Origin of the sequence: Saccharospirillum salsuginis, from assembly GCF_014651855.1 — a bacterium.
In the GTDB taxonomy this organism is placed as follows: domain Bacteria; phylum Pseudomonadota; class Gammaproteobacteria; order Pseudomonadales; family Natronospirillaceae; genus Saccharospirillum; species Saccharospirillum salsuginis.
The window spans coordinates 330,131-349,456 of sequence record NZ_BMXR01000003.1 but is presented as its reverse complement, the minus strand read 5'-3'; the positions used below and the strand labels follow the sequence as shown (position 1 = coordinate 349,456).

General features: G+C 57.9%; 16 protein-coding genes. 6 read left to right on the top strand and 10 right to left on the bottom strand.

Features of this window, described 5'->3' with window-relative positions:
• Positions 1–74: 74 nt before the first annotated feature.
• Positions 75–638, top strand: a complete 564-nt coding sequence (tsaC, locus tag IE111_RS07820; RefSeq protein WP_229805280.1) for an L-threonylcarbamoyladenylate synthase type 1 TsaC — start codon at positions 75–77, stop codon at positions 636–638.
• 26 nt (positions 639–664) lie between these two features.
• A complete protein-coding gene (hemF, locus tag IE111_RS07815; protein ID WP_189607989.1) occupies positions 665–1,576 on the top strand; it encodes an oxygen-dependent coproporphyrinogen oxidase in 912 nt (303 codons plus the stop codon).
• 284 nt (positions 1,577–1,860) lie between these two features.
• On the opposite strand, the gene IE111_RS07810 is transcribed toward hemF, so the two are convergent.
• The 6 genes from IE111_RS07810 to IE111_RS07785 all read right to left on the bottom strand — a co-directional run bounded on the left by IE111_RS07810 (position 1,861) and on the right by IE111_RS07785 (position 7,956).
• A complete protein-coding gene (locus IE111_RS07810) occupies positions 1,861–2,904 on the bottom strand; it encodes a proline racemase family protein (RefSeq protein WP_189607988.1) in 1,044 nt (347 codons plus the stop codon).
• The gene (locus IE111_RS07805) at positions 2,891–4,006 is read right to left on the bottom strand and encodes an alcohol dehydrogenase family protein (protein ID WP_189607987.1); all 1,116 of its coding nucleotides are present in this window, start codon (positions 4,004–4,006) and stop codon (positions 2,891–2,893) included. Before IE111_RS07805 ends, IE111_RS07810 begins: the two co-directional genes overlap by 14 nt.
• A 224-nt stretch (positions 4,007–4,230) precedes the next feature.
• Complete coding sequence (locus IE111_RS07800; RefSeq protein ID WP_189607986.1) at positions 4,231–4,668, bottom strand: universal stress protein; 438 nt, start codon at positions 4,666–4,668, stop codon at positions 4,231–4,233.
• 18 nt (positions 4,669–4,686) lie between these two features.
• Complete coding sequence (locus IE111_RS07795) at positions 4,687–5,973, bottom strand: TRAP transporter large permease (RefSeq protein ID WP_189607985.1); 1,287 nt, start codon at positions 5,971–5,973, stop codon at positions 4,687–4,689.
• A gap of 36 nt (positions 5,974–6,009) precedes the next feature.
• Positions 6,010–6,606 carry a TRAP transporter small permease gene (locus tag IE111_RS07790; RefSeq protein ID WP_189607984.1) on the bottom strand — a complete coding sequence of 199 codons (597 nt, stop codon included), beginning with the start codon at positions 6,604–6,606 and terminating at the stop codon, positions 6,010–6,012.
• A 384-nt stretch (positions 6,607–6,990) separates the two neighbouring features.
• Positions 6,991–7,956, bottom strand: a complete 966-nt coding sequence (locus tag IE111_RS07785; RefSeq protein WP_229805291.1) for a TRAP transporter substrate-binding protein — start codon at positions 7,954–7,956, stop codon at positions 6,991–6,993.
• A gap of 714 nt (positions 7,957–8,670) precedes the next feature.
• Here IE111_RS07785 and glpE point away from each other — a divergent pair.
• Positions 8,671–8,976, top strand: coding sequence for a thiosulfate sulfurtransferase GlpE (glpE, locus tag IE111_RS07780; protein WP_189607982.1), 306 nt, complete (start codon positions 8,671–8,673; stop codon positions 8,974–8,976).
• A 17-nt stretch (positions 8,977–8,993) separates the two neighbouring features.
• On the opposite strand, the gene IE111_RS07775 is transcribed toward glpE, so the two are convergent.
• Together IE111_RS07775 and IE111_RS07770 are read right to left on the bottom strand one after the other, a co-directional pair.
• Positions 8,994–9,842, bottom strand: coding sequence for a helix-turn-helix domain-containing protein (locus IE111_RS07775; protein WP_189607981.1), 849 nt, complete (start codon positions 9,840–9,842; stop codon positions 8,994–8,996).
• 274 nt (positions 9,843–10,116) lie between these two features.
• Entirely contained in the window at positions 10,117–12,039 is a 1,923-nt protein-coding gene (locus IE111_RS07770) for a bifunctional 2',3'-cyclic-nucleotide 2'-phosphodiesterase/3'-nucleotidase (protein ID WP_189607980.1), read from the bottom strand.
• 570 nt (positions 12,040–12,609) lie between these two features.
• Between IE111_RS07770 and IE111_RS07765 the strand changes: the two genes are divergently transcribed.
• From IE111_RS07765 to IE111_RS07755, 3 genes are all read left to right on the top strand, one after another.
• Complete coding sequence (locus tag IE111_RS07765) at positions 12,610–14,013, top strand: ATP-binding protein (protein ID WP_189607979.1); 1,404 nt, start codon at positions 12,610–12,612, stop codon at positions 14,011–14,013.
• Positions 14,010–14,684, top strand: a complete 675-nt coding sequence (locus IE111_RS07760) for a response regulator (RefSeq protein ID WP_189607978.1) — start codon at positions 14,010–14,012, stop codon at positions 14,682–14,684. The genes IE111_RS07765 and IE111_RS07760 overlap by 4 nt, the downstream gene beginning before the upstream one ends.
• 134 nt (positions 14,685–14,818) lie before the next feature.
• The gene (locus tag IE111_RS07755) at positions 14,819–15,280 is read left to right on the top strand and encodes a hypothetical protein (protein WP_189607977.1); all 462 of its coding nucleotides are present in this window, start codon (positions 14,819–14,821) and stop codon (positions 15,278–15,280) included.
• Between the two features lie 104 nt (positions 15,281–15,384).
• Here IE111_RS07755 and IE111_RS07750 read toward each other — a convergent pair whose 3' ends face one another.
• Positions 15,385–16,272 (bottom strand): hypothetical protein, encoded by an 888-nt coding sequence (locus IE111_RS07750; protein WP_189607976.1) that lies wholly within the window; start codon positions 16,270–16,272, stop codon positions 15,385–15,387.
• 115 nt (positions 16,273–16,387) lie between these two features.
• Complete coding sequence (locus IE111_RS07745) at positions 16,388–19,243, bottom strand: HD domain-containing phosphohydrolase (RefSeq protein WP_189607975.1); 2,856 nt, start codon at positions 19,241–19,243, stop codon at positions 16,388–16,390.
• Positions 19,244–19,326 lie beyond the last annotated feature (83 nt).

Here is a 19,326-nt window from a genome sequence, read left to right as displayed (position 1 = left end):
TACAAAACTTGAGTTTGTAACCAACCAGGCTTCTGAGTAACCTTCCGTCCTCAACACTATGGACGGGCTTGAACGTGTTACCCAGACTTCAATTCAAGATCGAACAAATCGGACGGATCATCCAGGCCGGCGGTGTGGTCGCCTACCCCACCGAGGGAGTCTGGGGCCTGGGGTGCGACCCCTGGAATCCCGACGCGGTCGGGCGCATCCTCGACATCAAGGGCCGCGCCGTGGACAAGGGTCTGATTCTGATCGGCAGCGACTTCGACCAACTCGCCCCCTGGCTCGCCCCGCTCAGTGCCGACCAGATCGATCAGCTCGAACAAAGCTGGCCCGGACCGCACACCTGGGTGGTTCCGCACAATGGTGAACTGCCGGAATGGGTGACCGGTGGGCGCGACACCATCGCCGTACGTGTGCCCGGTCATCCATTGGCCCGCGCGCTCTGCTCCGCCGCCGGCACACCCATTGTTTCCACCAGCGCCAATCGCAGCGGCCGTCCCGGCATCACCGACCTGTTGCAGATTCGTCTCAAACTGGGCCTGGAAGTCGACGCCATCCTGCCCGGCCACACCCTGCCCGGCGCCCAGCCCAGCCAGATCCGCGACCTGGCGACCGGCCAACTGCTGCGCGCCTGAACCCGAATCAGAACCACGGAGCCCCGATGAGCCAACGCATCGACGTCGAACCGGTCAAGAACTACCTACTCGGCCTGCAGGACACCATCTGCCAGGCACTCGAAACCGAAGACGGCTCCCACCGCTTCGAGGAAGAAAGCTGGCAACGCCCCGAAGGCGGCGGCGGCCGTTCCCGCGTCCTGCAAGGCGGCCCGGTCATCGAAAAAGGCGGCGTCGGTTTCAGCCACGTCATGGGCGACACCATGCCACCCAGCGCCACCGCTCACCGCCCCGAGCTTGCGGGCTGCCGCTGGCAGGCCATGGGCGTCTCGCTCGTCATCCACCCGCGCAACCCCTTCGCCCCGACATCCCATGCCAACGTGCGCCTCTTCGTCGCCGAAAAAGACGGCATGGACCCGGTCTGGTGGTTCGGGGGTGGCTACGACCTGACCCCCTACTACGGCTTCGAGGAGGACTGCCAACACTGGCACCGGACCGCCAAAAACGCCTGCGCGCCCTTCGGCGACGACATCTATCCCCGTTTCAAAGCCTGGTGCGACGACTACTTCTACCTCAAGCACCGCCAGGAAGCCCGAGGCATCGGCGGCCTCTTCTACGACGATCTCAACGAATGGGACTTCGCCACCACCTTCCAGTTCATGCAGGCCGTCGGTAACAGCTACCTCGACGCCTACCGCCCCATCCTTGCCCGGCGCAAGGACACACCTTACGAACAGCACCATCGGGACTGGCAGGAGATCCGTCGCGGCCGTTATGTCGAATTCAACCTCGTCTTCGACCGGGGCACCTTATTTGGCCTGCAGTCCGGCGGACGCACCGAATCCATTTTGATGTCGCTGCCGCCTCATGTTCAGTGGGTGTATGGGCATCAGCCGGAGGAGGGGAGTGAGGAAGCGCGGTTGTTGAACGAGTTTTTGCCGGCTAGGGAATGGGTGTAGGGAAGATGGGGTTGAAGAGACGGCGTATGCGGGTCTGGTGGTTAAATTGAGTGCCCTGGTGGGCGGTGCCCACCCTACTAACGAATCTACCAGTCGGCGAGAGAGGTCGCACCGGAGACTAGGGGCGGATGCCGGGGTTACCCATCCAGGGATGTGCGAGGCAAGATGCCGAGGTCAAGCCCCCATGGATGGGTTCATGGCGACCCTGGATGGGTAACCCCGGCATCCGCCCCGGGTTCAACCACGAACCCTAACAGGGCTCGGTTATCCTGCGGAGGACCCCGCTAGGGGTGAGGACTGAACAGGTGCTCCAGGTCGGAGACATCCACCAGCGGGTCTTCCAGATCCACCACGATGCGCGAATGCGCGATGATCCGACCCCGCCCCGTGATGTGACTGTTCCAGGCCCGATACTGCCCGACCTGGCCTTCCTCGCCCAAGCAAGTCCCGATAAACCGATTCCCCCTCGGCGATATCGTCTCCAGCGACTCACCCTTGTGGATATCACCGCGCTGGGCCATAAGCGCCAAGCGGGCTGACGTCCCGGTCCCGGTCGGGCTGCGGCAGATCACCCCCGGATGGACATAGGTCGCCGACGGCGACTCGAAGCGGCCTTCGCCCAATTCGCGCACCGGCCCCATAAAATGGGCGAACGGCAAGGGCCCGACATTGCCCAGTTCCGGGTGTTCCTCCAGCAAGCCCGGCCGAGCGGCGCGGACAAAAGCATCGCCGAAGGCCGTCAGCGCGATCTCCTCCTCCCGGTTCAGATGAAAACCATGCTGGGTCGCATCGACCAGCGCGAAATAGGCCCCGCTCCAAACCAGGTCGAAATCGACCCGACCATAGTGCGGCACGTCCACCGAGAGCCCCTCCTCGGCCACATAGGCGGGTTCGCCCTGGGTCGTGATCGACTCCACCCGGCCGTTGCGAACCACGGCCTTAATGCGCGCCAGTCCGGCCGGCGATTCCAGCACCACCTGCTGTTCGCCTTCCACCATCGGGATCGCCCCGCTTTGCAGCAGGGCGGTGGCCGTGCAAATGGTGTTGGAACCGGAATACATCGGGTAGCCCATGGCTTCCATGATGATGTAGCCGGCTTGCGCTTCCGGGTGGTGCGGTTCGACGATCAGATCGACCGACATCGCCGGGTCGCCGTAGGGCTCGGACAACAGCAGCCGGCGCAGCCCGTCGCCTTCTTGCTGCAAGTAGCGGGCTTTCTCCAGCACTGTTTTACCGGGCAAGGGTTCGATACCTGAGGTCACAATCCGGCTGACATCACCGCCGGATTGGGTGTCGATCAACTCCAGCGTGCGTTCAGGATGCGTCATGAGGAGCTCCTACCGTGTCCCAGTGGCGGTCCGGCACAACGACCAGCTTGCCGATGTACTGCTTCGACATGAACGTCTCCTGCGCCCGGTGAAATTCGGACAGCGGGAAAGTGCGATCCAGCAAAGGCCTGATCTGTCCGCTTTGGATATAGTCCACCAGTCGCCGAAATGCCGTGCGGGTCCCCTGGGAAGAACCGTGCAGTTCGAGTTGCTTCAGATACATGGTGCGCAGGTCCAGCTCCACCACCGGTCCGCCAATGGCGCCGGCGGTCGAGTAGCGGCCCTCCGGTCTGAGGATGCGCAACAGGTCATTGAACATCGACCCCGCCACCAGGTCGGCGACCACATCGATGGGCTGCCCCTGTGCAACACGTTCAACCTCGGCCACCAGATCCTCGGTATCGCGCAGGATCACATCCTCGGCGCCAATGTCCTTCAAGGCCGCTTCCTTACCCTTGCTGGACACCGCATAGGGAATCGCCCCGCGCACCCGGGCCAACTGGATAATGGCCGAGCCCACACCGCCAGAAGCCCCGGTGACCAGTACGCGTTCCCCCTGAGCCAGCCGCGACCGGTCGAGCATTTGTTCGGCGGTCAGGTAAGCACAGCAGAAGGTGGCGAGTTCGGCATCCGAGATATCGGCGGTGATGTGATAGGCGTTTTCCGAGGGCACAACAGTGTATTCGGCATAACCGCCATCGCGACCGTGGCCGATGTAGTCGATGTCCGCCAGGCTTTCATCCCCTTCGGGGCGGTTGTAGATGCTGAAGTCGACCATCACCCGCTCGCCTATGCGACGGTCGGAGACCCCGTCTCCCACGGCGACGATTTCACCAACGGTATCGGTACCCTGGATGCGGGGAAACGTCAGCGTCGATCGGCCGCGACGCCAGGTCGACACCGACGCCGGGTCGGTCTCCGATCCATAGGCGCCCTCCCGCACCCAGACATCGGTGTTGTTCATGCCGCAGGCATGGACATCGATCAGCACCTCGCCGGGGCCGGGACTCGGCACCGGTACATCGGTGTTGTAGTGCAATTGATCCAACCCACCGTGGCCCACGAGCTGGACCGATTTCATGACGGAAGGGATGTTGGGCATAGGCGATTACCTCCACTCGTTGTCGTGTTTGCAAGGAGCTCCCATACGATTGGGTTAAGGAGCCTGTGAACCAGTCCAGGGATGTCACAAAACAGCCGAACAAAGGTGTAACGGCTGCATGTGTTCCATTCCCTTCAAATCAAGGGTGTCGTGCAAAGCGTTACACGACACCCCTGGGGCCAGTTCAGAGGGTCCTCGGAGAGGTAATGAAAGTCGGTTGGCGGTCAGACGACCATGACGGGGCACTTGGCCGAACTCGTCACCCGGTGCGCCACACTGCCCAGGATCATACCGTCCTTACTGTGGGTCCCGTGGGACCCCATCACGATCAGGTCGGCGCCTTTTTCCTGGGCGAACTTGGCAATCACCTTGGACGGCCGGCCGCCTTTAACGAAGCCTCGCACTTCGGTCGCGCCCTTTTCCTTGGCATGTTGCTTGGCCATCTCGACCACTTCCTTGGCGAACTCGGTCAGCGCCTGATCCGGGATCTGGATCTCCTGCGGGCGCACCATCGATAGCGAGGCTTCGAACAGGCTGTGGTGCTTGAACACACACAGCAGGTAGATTTCAGCTTGTGTCAGCTGTTGCAGTTCGATGGCCTTGTCCAGGGCTTCGAGCGCCTTCTTGGACCCATCGACGGCAACCAGGATTTTCTTAAACACCTTGATTCCCTCCTCGCTCTATTTGTCGAACGCCAAGTCACGCAGGAAGAGCGCGATTTGTGGATAGGCAATGATCAATCCCGCCGCAAAGATCAGAATGGCGACAAATACAGGTGTCCCACGAATGACCTCCCAGTAGGGGCGTTTGAAAATAGCGATCGCCGTGAAGATATCGCAGCCAAACGGTGGCGTGGCCGAGCCGATGGCCACCTGCAGGGTGATCAATACCCCCACGTGAACCGGATCCAATCCGGTCGCGGCGATGGCGGGTGCGAAAATGGGCGTCAGGACCAGAATAACGACAATCGGGTCGACAAACATACAAGCCACGAAAAAGGCAATACAGATGGAGATCAGTACTCCCGTGGGCCCCATATTGTCGATACCGACGGCTTCCAGAATCGCCTGCGGAATTTGCGCGAAGGAGATGATCCAGGAAAACCCGTTACCGACCCCGACCAGAATAAAGACAACTGCGGTAATCAGGCCCGTGGATTTCGCAATACGATATACATCCGGAATTTTCAATGACCGGAATACGATAAATTCCAACAGGAACGCATACAGCACACACACCGCCGCCGCTTCAGTCGGGCTGAAGATGCCTCCATAAATACCACCGACAATGATAACAGGGAAAAACAAAGGCCAGACGGCTTCAACAATACTACGTCCCCGTTCTGCCCAAGTGGACTTGGGTTCGGTCGGCACATCATTTTTAATGGCATAAAACAGGCAGTACAGTGAAAACAGCATCAGGATCAGCAGACCGGGCCCAATACCGGCAATAAAGAGTTCGCCGATTGAGGTTTCCGAGATCACCCCATAAATGATCATGCCGATACTGGGTGGAATCAGAAACGCAATGTCGCTGGAGTTAATGATTAGTGCGAGTGTGAACGGGTCCGAGTATCCGGCTTTGAGCATTTTCGGCCGCAGCGGAGACCCGACAGCGACCACCGTCGCCTGAGTGGAACCCGATACCGCACCAAAGAGTGTGCATGAGGCGGCTGTACTGATGGCCAAACCGCCTTTGATGTGGCCGATAAAGGACATCACCATATTAATCAGACGATCGGCGGATTGTCCGCGCGTCATGATATCGGCCGCCAGAATAAACATGGGCACGGCGATCAGCGAGGCCGGACGAATGCCGCCAAGCACCTGCTGAATAAACGTTTCCATTTGGCCGAAGCCGCTGAACATCATATAAAAACCGACCACCGAAGCGGTGATCAGCGGAATCATCATGGGAAAACCGAGCAAGAGCAGCCCGATCATGATCAGCATCAGGGTCATTGCCATGGGAGTATCCTTCCTACAATCAGGGTGTTGTTATTATCAGACTTCTGTTTCCGTATCGGCATAGCCATCCAGGACGCCAGTGGACAGGTAAACATCCTTCGATCTGATGTTTTTGATACCCGTCAGGAAGTACTGGATTCCGGTGATGGCGAACCCGATCGGCACCCAAAGATAGATCCACCAGATCTCGAATCCCAAGGCAGGCAGGATCCGTCCACGGGAAAACAAATCGACAATGTACAGCACCGAGTAGTAACACAGGAAAAACATGACGATGCTGGTGAAAAAGGCGATTACGATCATCAACACTTTGCGCCCCGCCACCGGCAACGCATCGTAGATAGCGGACATCCGGATGTGGCGGCCGTGGCGAGCGGCATAGCCGATGCCGGCGAAGGTAATCATGATAATCAGGATGCGGTTGATCTCTCCGGAGAAGAAGAGCCCGCCTTGTACGGCGTCGAAAAAACGGCCGAGTATGAAACGCGCCACTACATTGGCACAGGTATTGACGGCCATCAGGATCACACCCAACGCAAGGATGACCGCCTCGACCTTACTGATGGCGACATCGATGGTTCCGAGAAAACCGGGTAAGCCTGATTGGTATTTTTCTGGGGCTTGTTCGGTCATGACCTGTTTTCACTCCCTAGGAATCCGGCCGGTGGTGTGCCACCGGCTCATTGGCCAGCACGCTGGCAAACTATGAACAGGTTATTGAAATAGGCATCCAGCCTGCTCCAAAACACGAATTGCAAACCATGCAAGGTTGCCTGCCTCTTACAATACGATGCAAGCGGCTATCTATCTTGCCGGGATGTCCGTATACCCGTTGTGGATCGGACCACGAAAAAAGATCGTCCTGATCGCCTTTCGTTGTCGCCCTCGAAATGCAAAAAGCGACCGTTGGTTACTTTCGCATATCGAGGGCAATTAAAAAGCCGTTGTCCGACACGTCCCTGTATCGACGGTAACCGGGTCTACACTACGACCAGGTTACCGGCACCTTCCGGTGTCTTAGTTGGTGGCTTCTTCCAGATCTTCTTTAAATTGATTCAACAGCTCGCGACCACTGTCACCGGTCATTTCGATGAAGGTTTCCTCAACTTGAGGGGCACGGGCCTTGAATTCTTCGATCTGATCGTCGGTCAGACGGGTGACGGTAACCTCGTCGCTCGCTTCCGTGATCTTTTCAAGCGATTCATCCGCCAGACCATCGATGTGGACGATGATCTCATCGAAGGCATAGTCGGACGCATCGCGGATCAATTGCTGATCTTCGCCGGACAAGCCGTCGAAAAAGTCCTGGTTGGCCATCATGGCTGTGGTGAACCAGCCGTGCTTGGTGAAGATCAGGTTCGGAGATACCTCATACAAACCGCCCGATTCAATCCAGAAAATCGGGTTTTCCTGGCCCTGAATCATGTTGGTTTGCAGAGCGCCGTAGACTTCACCCCAGGGGAGCGGAGTCGGCGTTGCGCCAAAGGCTTCGTAGGTGGCCGACAACAGCGGGTTGGTCATCACGCGAATCTTCTTGCCGCTGAAGTCACTCGGACTGGTGACCTTTTCATCGGCCGTTACGACCATCTCGCCTTCCGGATACATCTTCAGCAGTTCCAGACCCTGCTCGGCGTACAGTTCCGGGAAGTCTTCGTTAATGGCTTCGCTTTCGCGGAAGAACTGGACCACGGTGTCGAAGTCCGTCGGCATCAGGTAGGGAATAAAAAAGATCTGTGCTTCGGGAATCAGGGAACCGGTAAAGCCGGGAGACTGGTTGACGAACTGGAGAATACCCGCCTGGGTTTGCTCCATGATGTCGTCCGACTCACCCAGCTCACCAAAGCGGTAGACCTGAATGGTGTGGTCGGAGTTGTCTTCGATGTATTCCTTGAACTTATGGGCGAAGACGTCCTGAACGTCGCCTTCATATTCTTCGTGGGCATAGCGCCAATTAGCGGCACTGGCCACACTCGCCGCGCCCATGGCGGCCACGGCGAAACAGGAAACGCCTACCAGTTTTTTGAAGTGCTTGGGTTTCATCATTGTTATAAACCTCCATTCGCTGCAGGGCCCCCGTCGAACTGACCCTGTCTCGGCTCATTCCAGAGCGTGTTGGTCGTGAGTTTGGGCCACCTCCCTCGGCCGATAAAACGGAGTGTCTTGAAGTATCGGTGTCGGGACAGGGTGGACCCAAAATCCTTTAGAGCTATATCAGAATGGCAAAACAATGGGGGCATGGCAAGAAATTGATCGTTAGAAATAGCCAAATGATTGGAACGCCCTGTTACAAAAGAGCCCTCTGTCATGCTGCTTATCATGGAGCACCCGGAACCTGGCCTTCGGGCTTCCAAACCCCGCATGAAGACTGCAAAATCCGGACATTAGCCGGATTTTTCTGATTCCCCTAAATTTATGGCCCCCAAAGGTTGACCATTTACTCAAACCGGCGACGCCGATTTTCTGGCGTCATTTTTGTGCTCAAATCAATCAGTTAGTGCAAACTCTGAGCAATCCGGTTACACAGCATTACAAACCAGGAAAAAACAGGCTCGCCATTATTACTTAGGGTTCGAAAGGTTTTTAGTGCACTATTATGGTGCACTAACGATCCGAACAGCGCCCGAAAAAGGTCCGATTTCGAGCTGGATTCGGTGCCTCGAATCGGCCATTCTGTACCCATTTGAAGTGGAGAAAAAAATGTCCTTTCAACACCTCAGTGTGGACGAACTCAAACACCTGAAAAACGAATCAGACGAAGTGACCGTGCTGGACATTCGGGATCCGGTCTCTTTCGAGAGCGGGCACATCGACGGAGCCCTTCATCTGACCAACGACAATGTCCAGGAACGGCTGGCGGAGGTGCCGACGGACCGGCCCGTGGTGGTCTGCTGTTATCACGGTAACAGCTCCCAGCCGGTCGCCCAGTGGCTGAGCGAACAGGGTTTCGAGACCGTCTACAGTCTCGACGGCGGCTACAGTGCCTGGGCCCTGATCCACCCCTGACCGCCGGAGCGGATGGCTCAGTATTCGTCGAACAGCGCCTGCCAACCGTCGTCCGGCTCGCGGTTGTCGAGGTGCATCAGGTAGTTGTCCAGCCGATCCGGAGAACTCCCGTAGCCGGCGATCAGTTCATTGATCAGGAAAAAGCGCTGTTCCAGCTTGAGCCGGATTTTCAGGTAAGGGCCGTTTTCGATCACCTTCATCGGGTACACACCGGTGGAGAGGTAGAAGCGGGCGTAGTAATTGTAATTGAGCGCGACATCGGCATTCAGGATGCGACGAACGGTCCGGGTGGTCACGTTCAAAAATCGCGCGAACTCGCGACGGGTAAGGTGATTGTCGGCCATGAACCGGCGCATGGCGTCCCCGATCATTTCGTAGTACTCCTGCGAATAAAAGAAGTCCCGCACCTCCCCGAGTTCTTCGGCATCGACACACAGGGAAGGCTCCGCATCCCGGTGAATGTCCCTCGGGCACTCGTCGATCAGGTCGGCCAGCGCCTTGAGACAGTCGTCGGTGGACAGGCGTTGCAGCATCAACGCCAGTTTGATCTGGCGTATATTGCGGTAATCGCCGATGGGCAGGTGCGCGAAATAGTTGGACTGGGCCAGGATATGGAGCGGAGAAAGACCCATGACGAAACACCACCATGCAATGAGGTGCATGCGGTATTGTCGCTTGCCTTTTTCCATCTCCAGATAGGTTTTCTTTGAAACCGACAGCAGCGACATGACATCCGGCACCCGGAGCTGATTCATATGCCGGACCTGCGCAATGAATGCCCCGATGTTCTCATTGAACTGGCTCTCGATGTCGCTGAAATCGACTCCATTGACTGCACTACGAATGGAGTGATCGATTCTGTTCATATCCGCGTCTTTAATGGATCAAATTTGGAAGTCCAGCACGTTTGAACCATTCCGGATTCTGTCTGAGACCTTCGACTTGAAAGCTAGCGGTATGTGTAAAGATGCACAATACCACCACCTTTAAATTGTAGGGGTACAATTGGCCGAAAATGGCGAAACATGCATGCCAGAGCCTCTCCAGAGGCGGACAGATGCGACACCTTTTGACAAAAAAGTTTGACAACGACCAACAGTGAGCGCGTTTGCCCGGTGCGGTCGCACCGGGCGGAAGGTCTTACCGGAACCGGTATTGAACGAATCCATCATCCATTTGACGGACCACCGTGACAGTGTCCGGCGCCAGTCGTTCGGCATCGGGCGATGTCTTGAATACCACTTCGGAGTTACCCCAATCGGCGAAACGCCAGTTACCGTCGGCCGACGGATTAAAAGTGCCCTGGGACAACAAATAGTTGGCGATGACGTCGCGGTTTTTATCCGGCGCATCGATCACGATGGTGGAGCCGTCCAGTGCCGGAAAGGAACCGCCGCCTCCGGCCCGATAATTATTGGTGGCGACCAGGAAGTCCCGCTCCGGATCGATTGGTTCACCGTCATAGCGGACGTCCGTGATCCGGTGTTGATCGGAGACCTGGACGCCTTCGCTGTTGTAACGCGGGGGAACCGTCACATCGATGCGGTAGCTCAGCCCGTCGATCACGTCGAAGTTGTAGCTCGGGAAGGACTCGTTCACCAGCGGCTGCGGTTCGGAGACGGACGGGTCGATGGTATTGAACTGCCCGGCGGCGCGCTCCAGCCACTCGATGACCTGGGCGCCGGTCAGTTTCACCACTTTCAGGTCGTTCGGATAGATGTAGAGATCCGCCACGTTCTTCAGTGCGATGTCGCCGGCCGGTACTTCGGTGTAGTAGTTGGCGCCTCCGCGACCGCCGGCCTTGAACGGTGCCGCGGCCGACAGGATCGGCAGGTCGTCGAATTCGGTGCCGCGCACAATCTGTTCGACATACCAGGTCTGGGCGTTGTTGACGATCTGGATGGACGGGTCGTCCTGCACCAGGGCGAAGTAGCTGTTGATGTTGGCCGTGGTCTCGCCCACGGTCTGCGCCATGTAGTCGAGCGTGCCCTGGTGTTCGGTGGCGACCGCGTCGAGGATCTCCTGGACGGGTTCGACCAGGGCGACCGTTTCACGCCCTTCCCGCTTGAAGATGGGCCGCGCTTCGGTCTGGCTGTCCACCACGCGCCAGTCGCCGTTGTCGCCTTCGAGCGTCAGATCGACCACGCCCAGGTGGCTGCCCCAGAAACCGGGCATGACGGCCGGCACACCGAAAACGGTGCCTTTTTCGTTGTCCACGCCTTCCATATCGTCGAAGACGGCGTCGCCCGGGAAGACGGTGTGGGAATGGCCGAACATGATGGCATCGATGCCGTCCACTTGGGCCAGGTAGTGGGTGGCGTGTTCGTCCATGCCTTCACGCCGGGAGTCGACCATGCCGGAATGCGGGATGGCGACGACGATGTCGGCTCCCTTGGCCTTCATTTCGGGAACATAACGCCGGGCGGTCTCGACTATGTCGGTGGCCTTGACCAGGCCGGTGAGGTTGTCCTTGTCCCAGACCATGATTTGCGGCGGAACGAAGCCGATGTAGCCGATGCGCAGGCGGTGCAGTTGGCCGTCGGCGTCGGTGACGGTTTTGTCCTTGATCAGGTAGGGCTGGAAGTAGGGTTGGTCGTTGCTCGGGTCATCGTCGCCGTCGTCGACCACGACGTTGGAGACGATGTACGGGAAGTTGGCGCCGTGCAGGGCTTTGTTGAGGAAATCCAGGCCGTAGTTGAACTCGTGGTTGCCGATGTTGCCGACGTCGTAGTCGAGCAGGTTCATGGCTTTGTAGGCGGGGTGGGTTTCGCCGAAGCGCAGGACGCGGCCTTTGGCGACGTAGTCGCCGAGCGGGTTGCCCTGAATGAGGTCGCCGTTGTCGACGAGGACGGAGTTGGCGGCTTCGGCCCGGGCCTGGTTGATGAGGGCGGCGGTGCGGGCGAGGCCGACGGTGACGTTGGTGCTGTCGGAGTAGTAGTCGTAGTCCACGAGGTGCATGTGGATGTCGGTGGTTTCCATGACGCGCAATTCGACGGTTGCGGCCAGTGTGGTGCCGGTCAGAACCAGACCGGCTACGGATGTAGCCAGTACGGACAGTTTCATGAGCTTCCCCTTTGTGGCTTGTAGCAATAGGTGCCAGGAATCCGTACCGGAAGGTGGGGTTGCCCTCAGGGGTCGCCGAATACCCATCCATGGGGGCTTGACCTCGGCATCCATGCCTCGGACATCCCCTGAGGACAACCCCACCTCCCGGCACTCGGTAACAGCCACCTACTCCAGGCATTTAGCAGTTTTTAGTTTCCTTACTCAGTCAGTTACCAAAACATCGCCACTGACCAAGCGGTCAACAATTGCCAGAAAACGAACATCTTGGCAAGCCTCTATGACAAGGTTGTGTACCCCATCCCAAACAGATCTAAACCCAGACCAATAAACCGCTAAAAATCGCCTCGGATCCATCTCATCACCACTCTTAAAAGACAACTGAACATGACTCCTGGCAATCGTAGGGCCGAAGAGCCCAAGGCGACATCGGCCGCGGCCAGGTTCGGGCAAGGACAATGATTCCCGGGCTGATCATCCAACGCGGCCGATATCGCCTCTTACCGCAAATGCACACTCAATGCACATTATTCGGGTATCCTGATCCCAAATCCGGTCATCACGTCCACCATGCGCATCAAACTCCGCTACAAGCTCTTCCTGGTCATTCTCCTGGCCAATACCCTGCTGACCACGGCCATCGTCATCGCCAACAACCGCGCCTTCAGCACAGGCTTCACCGCCTACCTCAATGAGGTCCAGTCGCGGCGGCTAGCGCCCCTGCTCGAGGGCCTTGCCGAAGCCTATGCCGACCAGGACGGCTGGCAGTGGATCGGTCAGCAGCCCGAGCGCTGGAGACGCATTATCGACCGGAATGTTTACGGTGACCGACTCCGGGGCCGCCCGCCGGAAGCCGAGCGGGACAGGGACCCACCTAGTCCGCCGCCGATTCAGTTGAAGGATGCCCGTGGCCACTATGTGCTCGGCGACGATCGGGGCAATGGCCCGATGATCTGGTTACCGATCGAGTGGCAGGGCAAGGTGGTGGGGGAGCTCGGCGTCCCGCAAAGCCTGCGCTTGACGGCCCAGTTCGACCGGCTGTTCGCCGACCAGCAACGTCGACAGTTGCGTTGGATCGCACTGGTATCGCTGGCGCTGTCCGCCGCTGTGGCCATTCCGTTCGCCAGCCGATTGGTTCGACCCATCAGCCGGCTGAAAACCGCGACCCACCGCTTGACGAGCGGAGACTACGAGGTTCAGCTGCCGACGGACGGCGGTGATGAGTTGGCCGATCTGGCCCGGGATTTCAACACTCTGTCCGGCACCCTGGCCCAGAACCTGAGTGCGCGGCAACGCTGGATCTCGGATATCTCGCATGAATTGCGCACGCCCATTTCCGTCCTCCGCGCCGAGCTGGAAGCACTGCAGGACGGTATCCGACAACCGGATGCCGAGACGCTGCAGTCGCTGCATCAGGAGATCGAACGTCTGGGAGGGCTGGTGGAGGACCTGTACGAGTTGTCCTTGTCCGACGCCGGTGCCTTGAGCTATCGCAAGGAGGCGGTTGACCTGAACGACATCATCGCCGAAGTGCGCGGCCATTTTCAGTCCGCTCTTGAACAGGGTTGCTTCCAGGTCCGGATCCACGCCGGTGATTCACCCGCCCTCATTCAAGGGGACCGCAACCGGCTGATTCAGTTGTTCACCAACCTGATGCAGAATAGTCTGAGCTATACCGACAGCTCGGCCGAGGCTCCGGGCATTCTGGACATTGATGTCACACAGGACGCCCGATCCACCCGCATTCTCTGGTCGGATTCGGCTCCGGGTGTACCGGAAGCGGCGCTGCCGCGCTTGTTCGAACGTCTGTATCGGGTGGAAGGATCCCGCAACCGAGCCACCGGCGGATCCGGCCTGGGCCTGGCGATCGTGCACAACGTGGTGGACGCCCACCAGGGCCACATCGAGGCCAAACCCTCATCGCTGGGCGGGCTGACTCTGGAGATCCGTTTTCCGAGCGGGAGAAGCGCATGAAACCGATGATTCTGATCGTCGAGGACGAAACCAAACTGGCCCGGGTGGTGCGGGACTATCTGCATCGCGACGGCTTCGAGACCGCTTTGATCCACCACGGCGACGACGTCATGCCCTGGCTGACCGATCATCACCCGGATTTGATTCTGCTCGATCTGATGCTGCCCGGCACCGACGGTTTGACGATCTGCCGGGAGGTCCGCAAGACGTCCGCCACACCCATCATCATGACCACGGCCCGGGTAGAGGAAATCGACCGTCTGCTCGGGCTGGAATTGGGCGCGGACGACTACATCTGCAAACCCTACAGTCCGCGCGAGGTGGTGGCCCGGGTAAAGGCCGTGCTGCGGCGCACTCAACTGAACCAAACACCGTCCCCGAAAGACGAAACCAGACTGGAACTGCCGGACAACGACAACCTGGTCCGCTACGGCGACCGACAAACCGAACTGACCGCCATCGAAATGCGACTGCTGCAGGTGCTGATGACTCACCCCGGCCGCATCTACTCGCGCGACCAGTTGATGGACGAGATCTACCCCGACCGACGTCTGGTCAACGACCGGACCATCGACAGTCACATCAAGAACCTGCGCAAGAAGTTGAACCAGCTGGCGCCGGATCAGGAATTCGTGCGGTCCGTATACGGGGCGGGGTACAAGTTCGAATAGCGGCCGTCTGTCTTGTAAATAAATCGTACTCCACAATCGCTCCACATTGGGTGCGAATTGGGCGGTGATACTGGGTCTTGCCAGAGGGGGAAAGCCCCGACATTCAAACACGCAAGACGCAGGAGACCGTCACAATGAAATCAACCATAGCAACCAGCAAGAAAACCCTGATCGCCACCGGCCTGGTAGTCGCCCTCGCGGCCGGTTCCACCGGCGCCTTCGCCTGGGGCGGTGGGGACAAAGGCCCACGCGAGCCCGGTCAGCGCTTCGAATACATTTTCAAACAATTGAACCTGACCGAGGAACAGTCCACTGAAGTGATCGAGGTTATGCAAAGCTTCGCCGAAGCCCAGCGCGAGGCGATGCGGGAGCGCCGCGATTCTGGCGCGCAGCGACCGACACAGGAAGAGCGGGATGCCCTGAGAGCGGCGGCTCATCAGCAGTTGGCAGACCAATTGGGTACGGTGTTGCAGCCGACTCAAGTGGAAGCGTTAATGGAGTATATGGAGTTTCACGGGAAGGGAATGAAGGGTGGCGGTCACCACCGGGGTAAAATTAGTAACCAAGCCACTGACATTGAGTCTTCATCGAATTAATCGAAAAGAGAACCAAGTGTTGGCCTGCTTATGTGGTTAATCGTAAACCCTGGATAATAGGAAGAGTAAAGCCCACATAATGTGGGCTTTACTCTAAATTAAGGTTATTGAGCCACCGTTTGCGAAGAACCGTTAAAGGTCACTGTCATTTCAGTACAACTTACAAAGCTTACGGTCAATACATCTGTTGAAGTGCTGTCAGAAACAGTGATTGTTCCGCTTTGGAAGCCTCCATTATCACATGCAACCAAATCATCACCCACGACATCCACATATCCATAATCTTCGTGATAAACGCGGACTGAAACATCAAAACTGCTGCCATTATTGGTCACGCTGACATTGGATATTTTATAGCTCACACCATTTTGAGTGAAATTATCCTCATAGGTGCAGTTATAGTTGGAGTCACAAGAATATGTCCCGGTTACAGTATAGGATTCTGAACCATAGGTTACAGTAAGGTCATACACATACGTGAAAGACCCATCTTCGTTATTGGTCCAGGATGCAGTACCATCTACAGTTGTTGTTTCCCCACCATAGGTATAGCTGCAATTATCATACACAATGGTGAAAGTTCCATAGGAACTGTTCGAGGAACCATCGGTTTCGTAGTAAGCCGATCCACCGGAATTACAGACAGACGAGGAAAGATCCACTGTTTGCCGACTCTCAACAGTCAGTGAGCGAGACTGTGTTCCCTCAATAGCTGCCACGGTTTGATCTAAAATAAAAACGGCTTCATTAGGTACATCGGAACCGGCGTCTTTACCGGGGGCTGCTTCACTTTCAATTGCTTTTTCAACACCAACCCTTGACGCGGTACTAACGTCATCTTTATTAGAGTCATCTACGGTCGCAGCTGAAGAATTTCCTGAATAGCCGCCACCAGAAGAGTCACCGTCATCGTCAGAATCGCCACCACCCGAGCAGGCGGTCAGAAATAGCGCTGACATAAGTATTGCCAGCAAATTAGTTAATGCCTTCATAGTGAATATCCCCCCGGCTAGTGTATTGATCTCTTTGGCTTGTGCCACTGAAAATACTAGTCTAGAAACAGTTCGGCGAACAGTAGTGCATATGCACTACACAAACTAGCAGCTATTAGAGCGTGGTCTCAAATAAGCTCTGGCTCAAACGGCGTTCATCCACCTCATCCATCTGCTCCGGCTTTAAAAACCCCTGCGCATACACCCGATAAGCCCGCGATTCGATAAACAACTGCAGCAAATCCCGGTCCAGGTGCCCATCCCGGCCCATAGCCACCATGATGTTCAACGATTCGGACAGTGTTTTGGGCGGTTTGTAGGGCCGGTCGGCGGCGGTCAGGGCTTCGAAGACGTCGGCGATGGCCATGACGCGCTCGCTGACGGACATTTGATCGCCTTTCAGACGCCTTGGATACCCCTTTCCGTCCATGCGTTCGTGGTGGTTGGCGGCGATGTCGGGCACGCGCTTGAGGTGTTCGGGCCACGGTAACGTGGTCAGCATTTTCAGGGTTTCGACGATGTGGTTGTTGATCTGAAAACGCTCCTCACCGGTCAGGGTGCCGCGCCGGATTGAGAGGTTATACCGTTCGCCCCGGTTGGCGGAATGTTCCGGTAACGTCATGTCGAAGCCCCATCGGTTGTCGGGATGATCCCGCTCCACCGGCGGAACATGGCCTTCCCAGGGAATTCGATGTTCGGTTTTGTCGTCGAGCAATGTTTCAAGACAGGGCAATTCAGGCTCCGGGAACCGGGCCAGCTGACGCTGTTCGGCCCGCGACAGTCCCAGACGGTCGCTGAAGTGCCGCATCCAGGTACGATCGCCGATGCGATGCATACGTTCGATGTCGTCGTCGCTCAGAGTCTCGCCGCCGATGTTCATTTCGGCCAGGAAGGCGAACTCCTGTTGCAGTTGGTGCCGGGTCTCATCGAGTTGTTGCGCCAACCCGCCGGCGTCCTCGCCCCGATCACGCCCCTGCCAGTAGTCCAGTTCGGCGTCGCGCCAAAGCACTTCGAATCGCATACGGATTTCGTGGATGCGGTTGTACAACACTTCGAGCTTGGTCGCCTTGTCGACGATGTATTCCGGGGTCACGACTTTGCCGCAATCGTGCAGCCAGGCGGCGATCGAGAATTCATAGCGCTCGGTATCGGTCAGCTTGTAGTCGGCGAATGGGCCTTCACGGGCCGCTTCAACCCGGTCCAGCAGGATGGTCGCCAATTGCGGTACCCGGTCGCAATGACCGCCGGTGTAGGGAGATTTTGTGTCGATGGCATCGGCCAGCACCTTGATAATGCCTTCGATCAACGCTTTCTGGTCGCGGATAAGTTGCCGGGTTTCAATCGCCAAAGCCACGGATCCCGCCAACCGGTCTACAAACCGCCGAAATGTCGCTTCACCCTGCCCGGAACCATCGGGAAGACCGAGAGCCAACACACCAATCACCCGTTCTTCGCGGTTGCGCAACGGAGTCACCATGACTGAACGACCGTGCCGCTCCAATGCCTGCCGTACAGCCGTTTGTTGATCCTTTTGCCCGGATTCGGCACTCACTGTAGCGGCTGGCTCTTCCTCGAATCCGATCTGTTCGGCCAGCCTCAGACACTGGCGATCGGCATCGTACAGGTAGACAGCACCGGTTTCCGCTTCCGTAGCCCGCATCAGGCCAGTGAGCACCTGCTCCAACAACCGGTCCAGATCGGTGGCTCGATTCAGGTTGTGGCTGATATCCGAAAAACTGTTGATCATGGCGGCCATTCGAGCCGTCTGAACGCCCAGTTCATGCACCTCCCGCACGCGGGAATCGACGCCGATACGGGTCTTGAAATCGAACCGGCCCAGCGCGGTGACCTGCTGGGTCAACGCGTCCAGCGGCAGACCGATCCGCCGACCAATCCACCACCCCAACGGCAAGGCGACGAGCACAATCAGCGCGGACCAACCCAATTGCCGCAGCAGCAAGGAGAGCGCGCCATCAAGCAGTTCGTCAGCGGGAATGGCCAGCATCATGCGCAAATCGTCACCGGCAAACGCGCTCAAAGGCGCCCACAGTCCATACCATTGACGTCCGTCGAGCGCGAAGTCGACCAGGCGATTTGCGGCAATGCGCTCGCCCGCGAGTCGCCCCAGAGCCGGCAACCCGAGGTCGGACAAATGCGCCAACCGCAGCTCGCCTCCCTCGTCTTCTACCACGATTCGCGACAGGTCCGGATAACCCACCACCTGCTGGTCGCTGTCGATCAAGGCGATCTGGGTGCCGGCGGTAAACGGAAATTCCAACATCTGATCCGATAGATCTTCGACCGACGCATCCATGCCCAGAACACTGCCCCACGGCGTCTTCAAAGCGAGCGTGATGCCGATTTCGGCGGTGGTATAGAATAGGTAGGGCTGCGTCAGAACAGGATCGCCCGATTGCTGGGCTTCCTGATACCAGGGACGGGTGCGAGGATCGAAACGGTAGTCGGGCCGTTCCTGCCGCTCGATGATCGTCAGGTCACTGCCCAGAAACCACCATTCGCCCTGCATCGACCCGTCGCTGCGCACCACACTCTGCATCAGGTAAGCGGCATCGGGTGGAGCGTCTACCAGAAGTCGGGCGCGCTCGGCGCGAAGATGGCGCAGCAGCAGGAAATCGCCGTCCGGATAGCCGGCATAGACAGCGCTCAACAGCGGGTTTGAATCCAGAGTCTGGGCAAGAACCGGCAGACGGGCAATGCGTTGATCGAGTCGCGCGGCCGTCGCGAGCGGGTCAAATTGCAATTGCCGGACAGCCGCTTGAACCGGCTGAATCAAACGATCGAGATGACCGTCCAACAGCGTTCCGGCATTGCCGGCCGCACTTTCTGTGGCCTCCACCAATGTGGATTTGGTGTTTTGATAACTGACCGAAACCAGTATCACGCTCAGCACCAGAAGACTGGCCACCATGCTGAGGCTGATCAGCAGGTGCAGCGGTACGCGTTTCACCATTGATATCCCCGACTGTCCGGACCGGGCCGACCCGGTTTCCTTTACATCTCTCACAGCCTAGACCGGGGTTTTCGTCACTTCCA

Coding starts and splice junctions, on each gene's coding strand:
- IE111_RS07785 (WP_229805291.1), bottom strand. CDS start 7,956: ATGGGCGCGGCGAGTGTGGCCAGTGCCGCTAATTGGCGCTATGCCCAC.
- IE111_RS07760 (WP_189607978.1), top strand. CDS start 14,010: ATGAAACCGATGATTCTGATCGTCGAGGACGAAACCAAACTGGCCCGG.
- IE111_RS07810 (WP_189607988.1), bottom strand. CDS start 2,904: ATGACGCATCCTGAACGCACGCTGGAGTTGATCGACACCCAATCCGGC.
- IE111_RS07770 (WP_189607980.1), bottom strand. CDS start 12,039: ATGAAACTGTCCGTACTGGCTACATCCGTAGCCGGTCTGGTTCTGACC.
- IE111_RS07750 (WP_189607976.1), bottom strand. CDS start 16,272: ATGAAGGCATTAACTAATTTGCTGGCAATACTTATGTCAGCGCTATTT.
- IE111_RS07755 (WP_189607977.1), top strand. CDS start 14,819: ATGAAATCAACCATAGCAACCAGCAAGAAAACCCTGATCGCCACCGGC.
- IE111_RS07775 (WP_189607981.1), bottom strand. CDS start 9,842: ATGAACAGAATCGATCACTCCATTCGTAGTGCAGTCAATGGAGTCGAT.
- IE111_RS07790 (WP_189607984.1), bottom strand. CDS start 6,606: ATGACCGAACAAGCCCCAGAAAAATACCAATCAGGCTTACCCGGTTTT.
- IE111_RS07745 (WP_189607975.1), bottom strand. CDS start 19,243: ATGGTGAAACGCGTACCGCTGCACCTGCTGATCAGCCTCAGCATGGTG.
- IE111_RS07765 (WP_189607979.1), top strand. CDS start 12,610: ATGCGCATCAAACTCCGCTACAAGCTCTTCCTGGTCATTCTCCTGGCC.
- IE111_RS07805 (WP_189607987.1), bottom strand. CDS start 4,006: ATGCCCAACATCCCTTCCGTCATGAAATCGGTCCAGCTCGTGGGCCAC.
- hemF (WP_189607989.1), top strand. CDS start 665: ATGAGCCAACGCATCGACGTCGAACCGGTCAAGAACTACCTACTCGGC.
- IE111_RS07795 (WP_189607985.1), bottom strand. CDS start 5,973: ATGGCAATGACCCTGATGCTGATCATGATCGGGCTGCTCTTGCTCGGT.
- glpE (WP_189607982.1), top strand. CDS start 8,671: ATGTCCTTTCAACACCTCAGTGTGGACGAACTCAAACACCTGAAAAAC.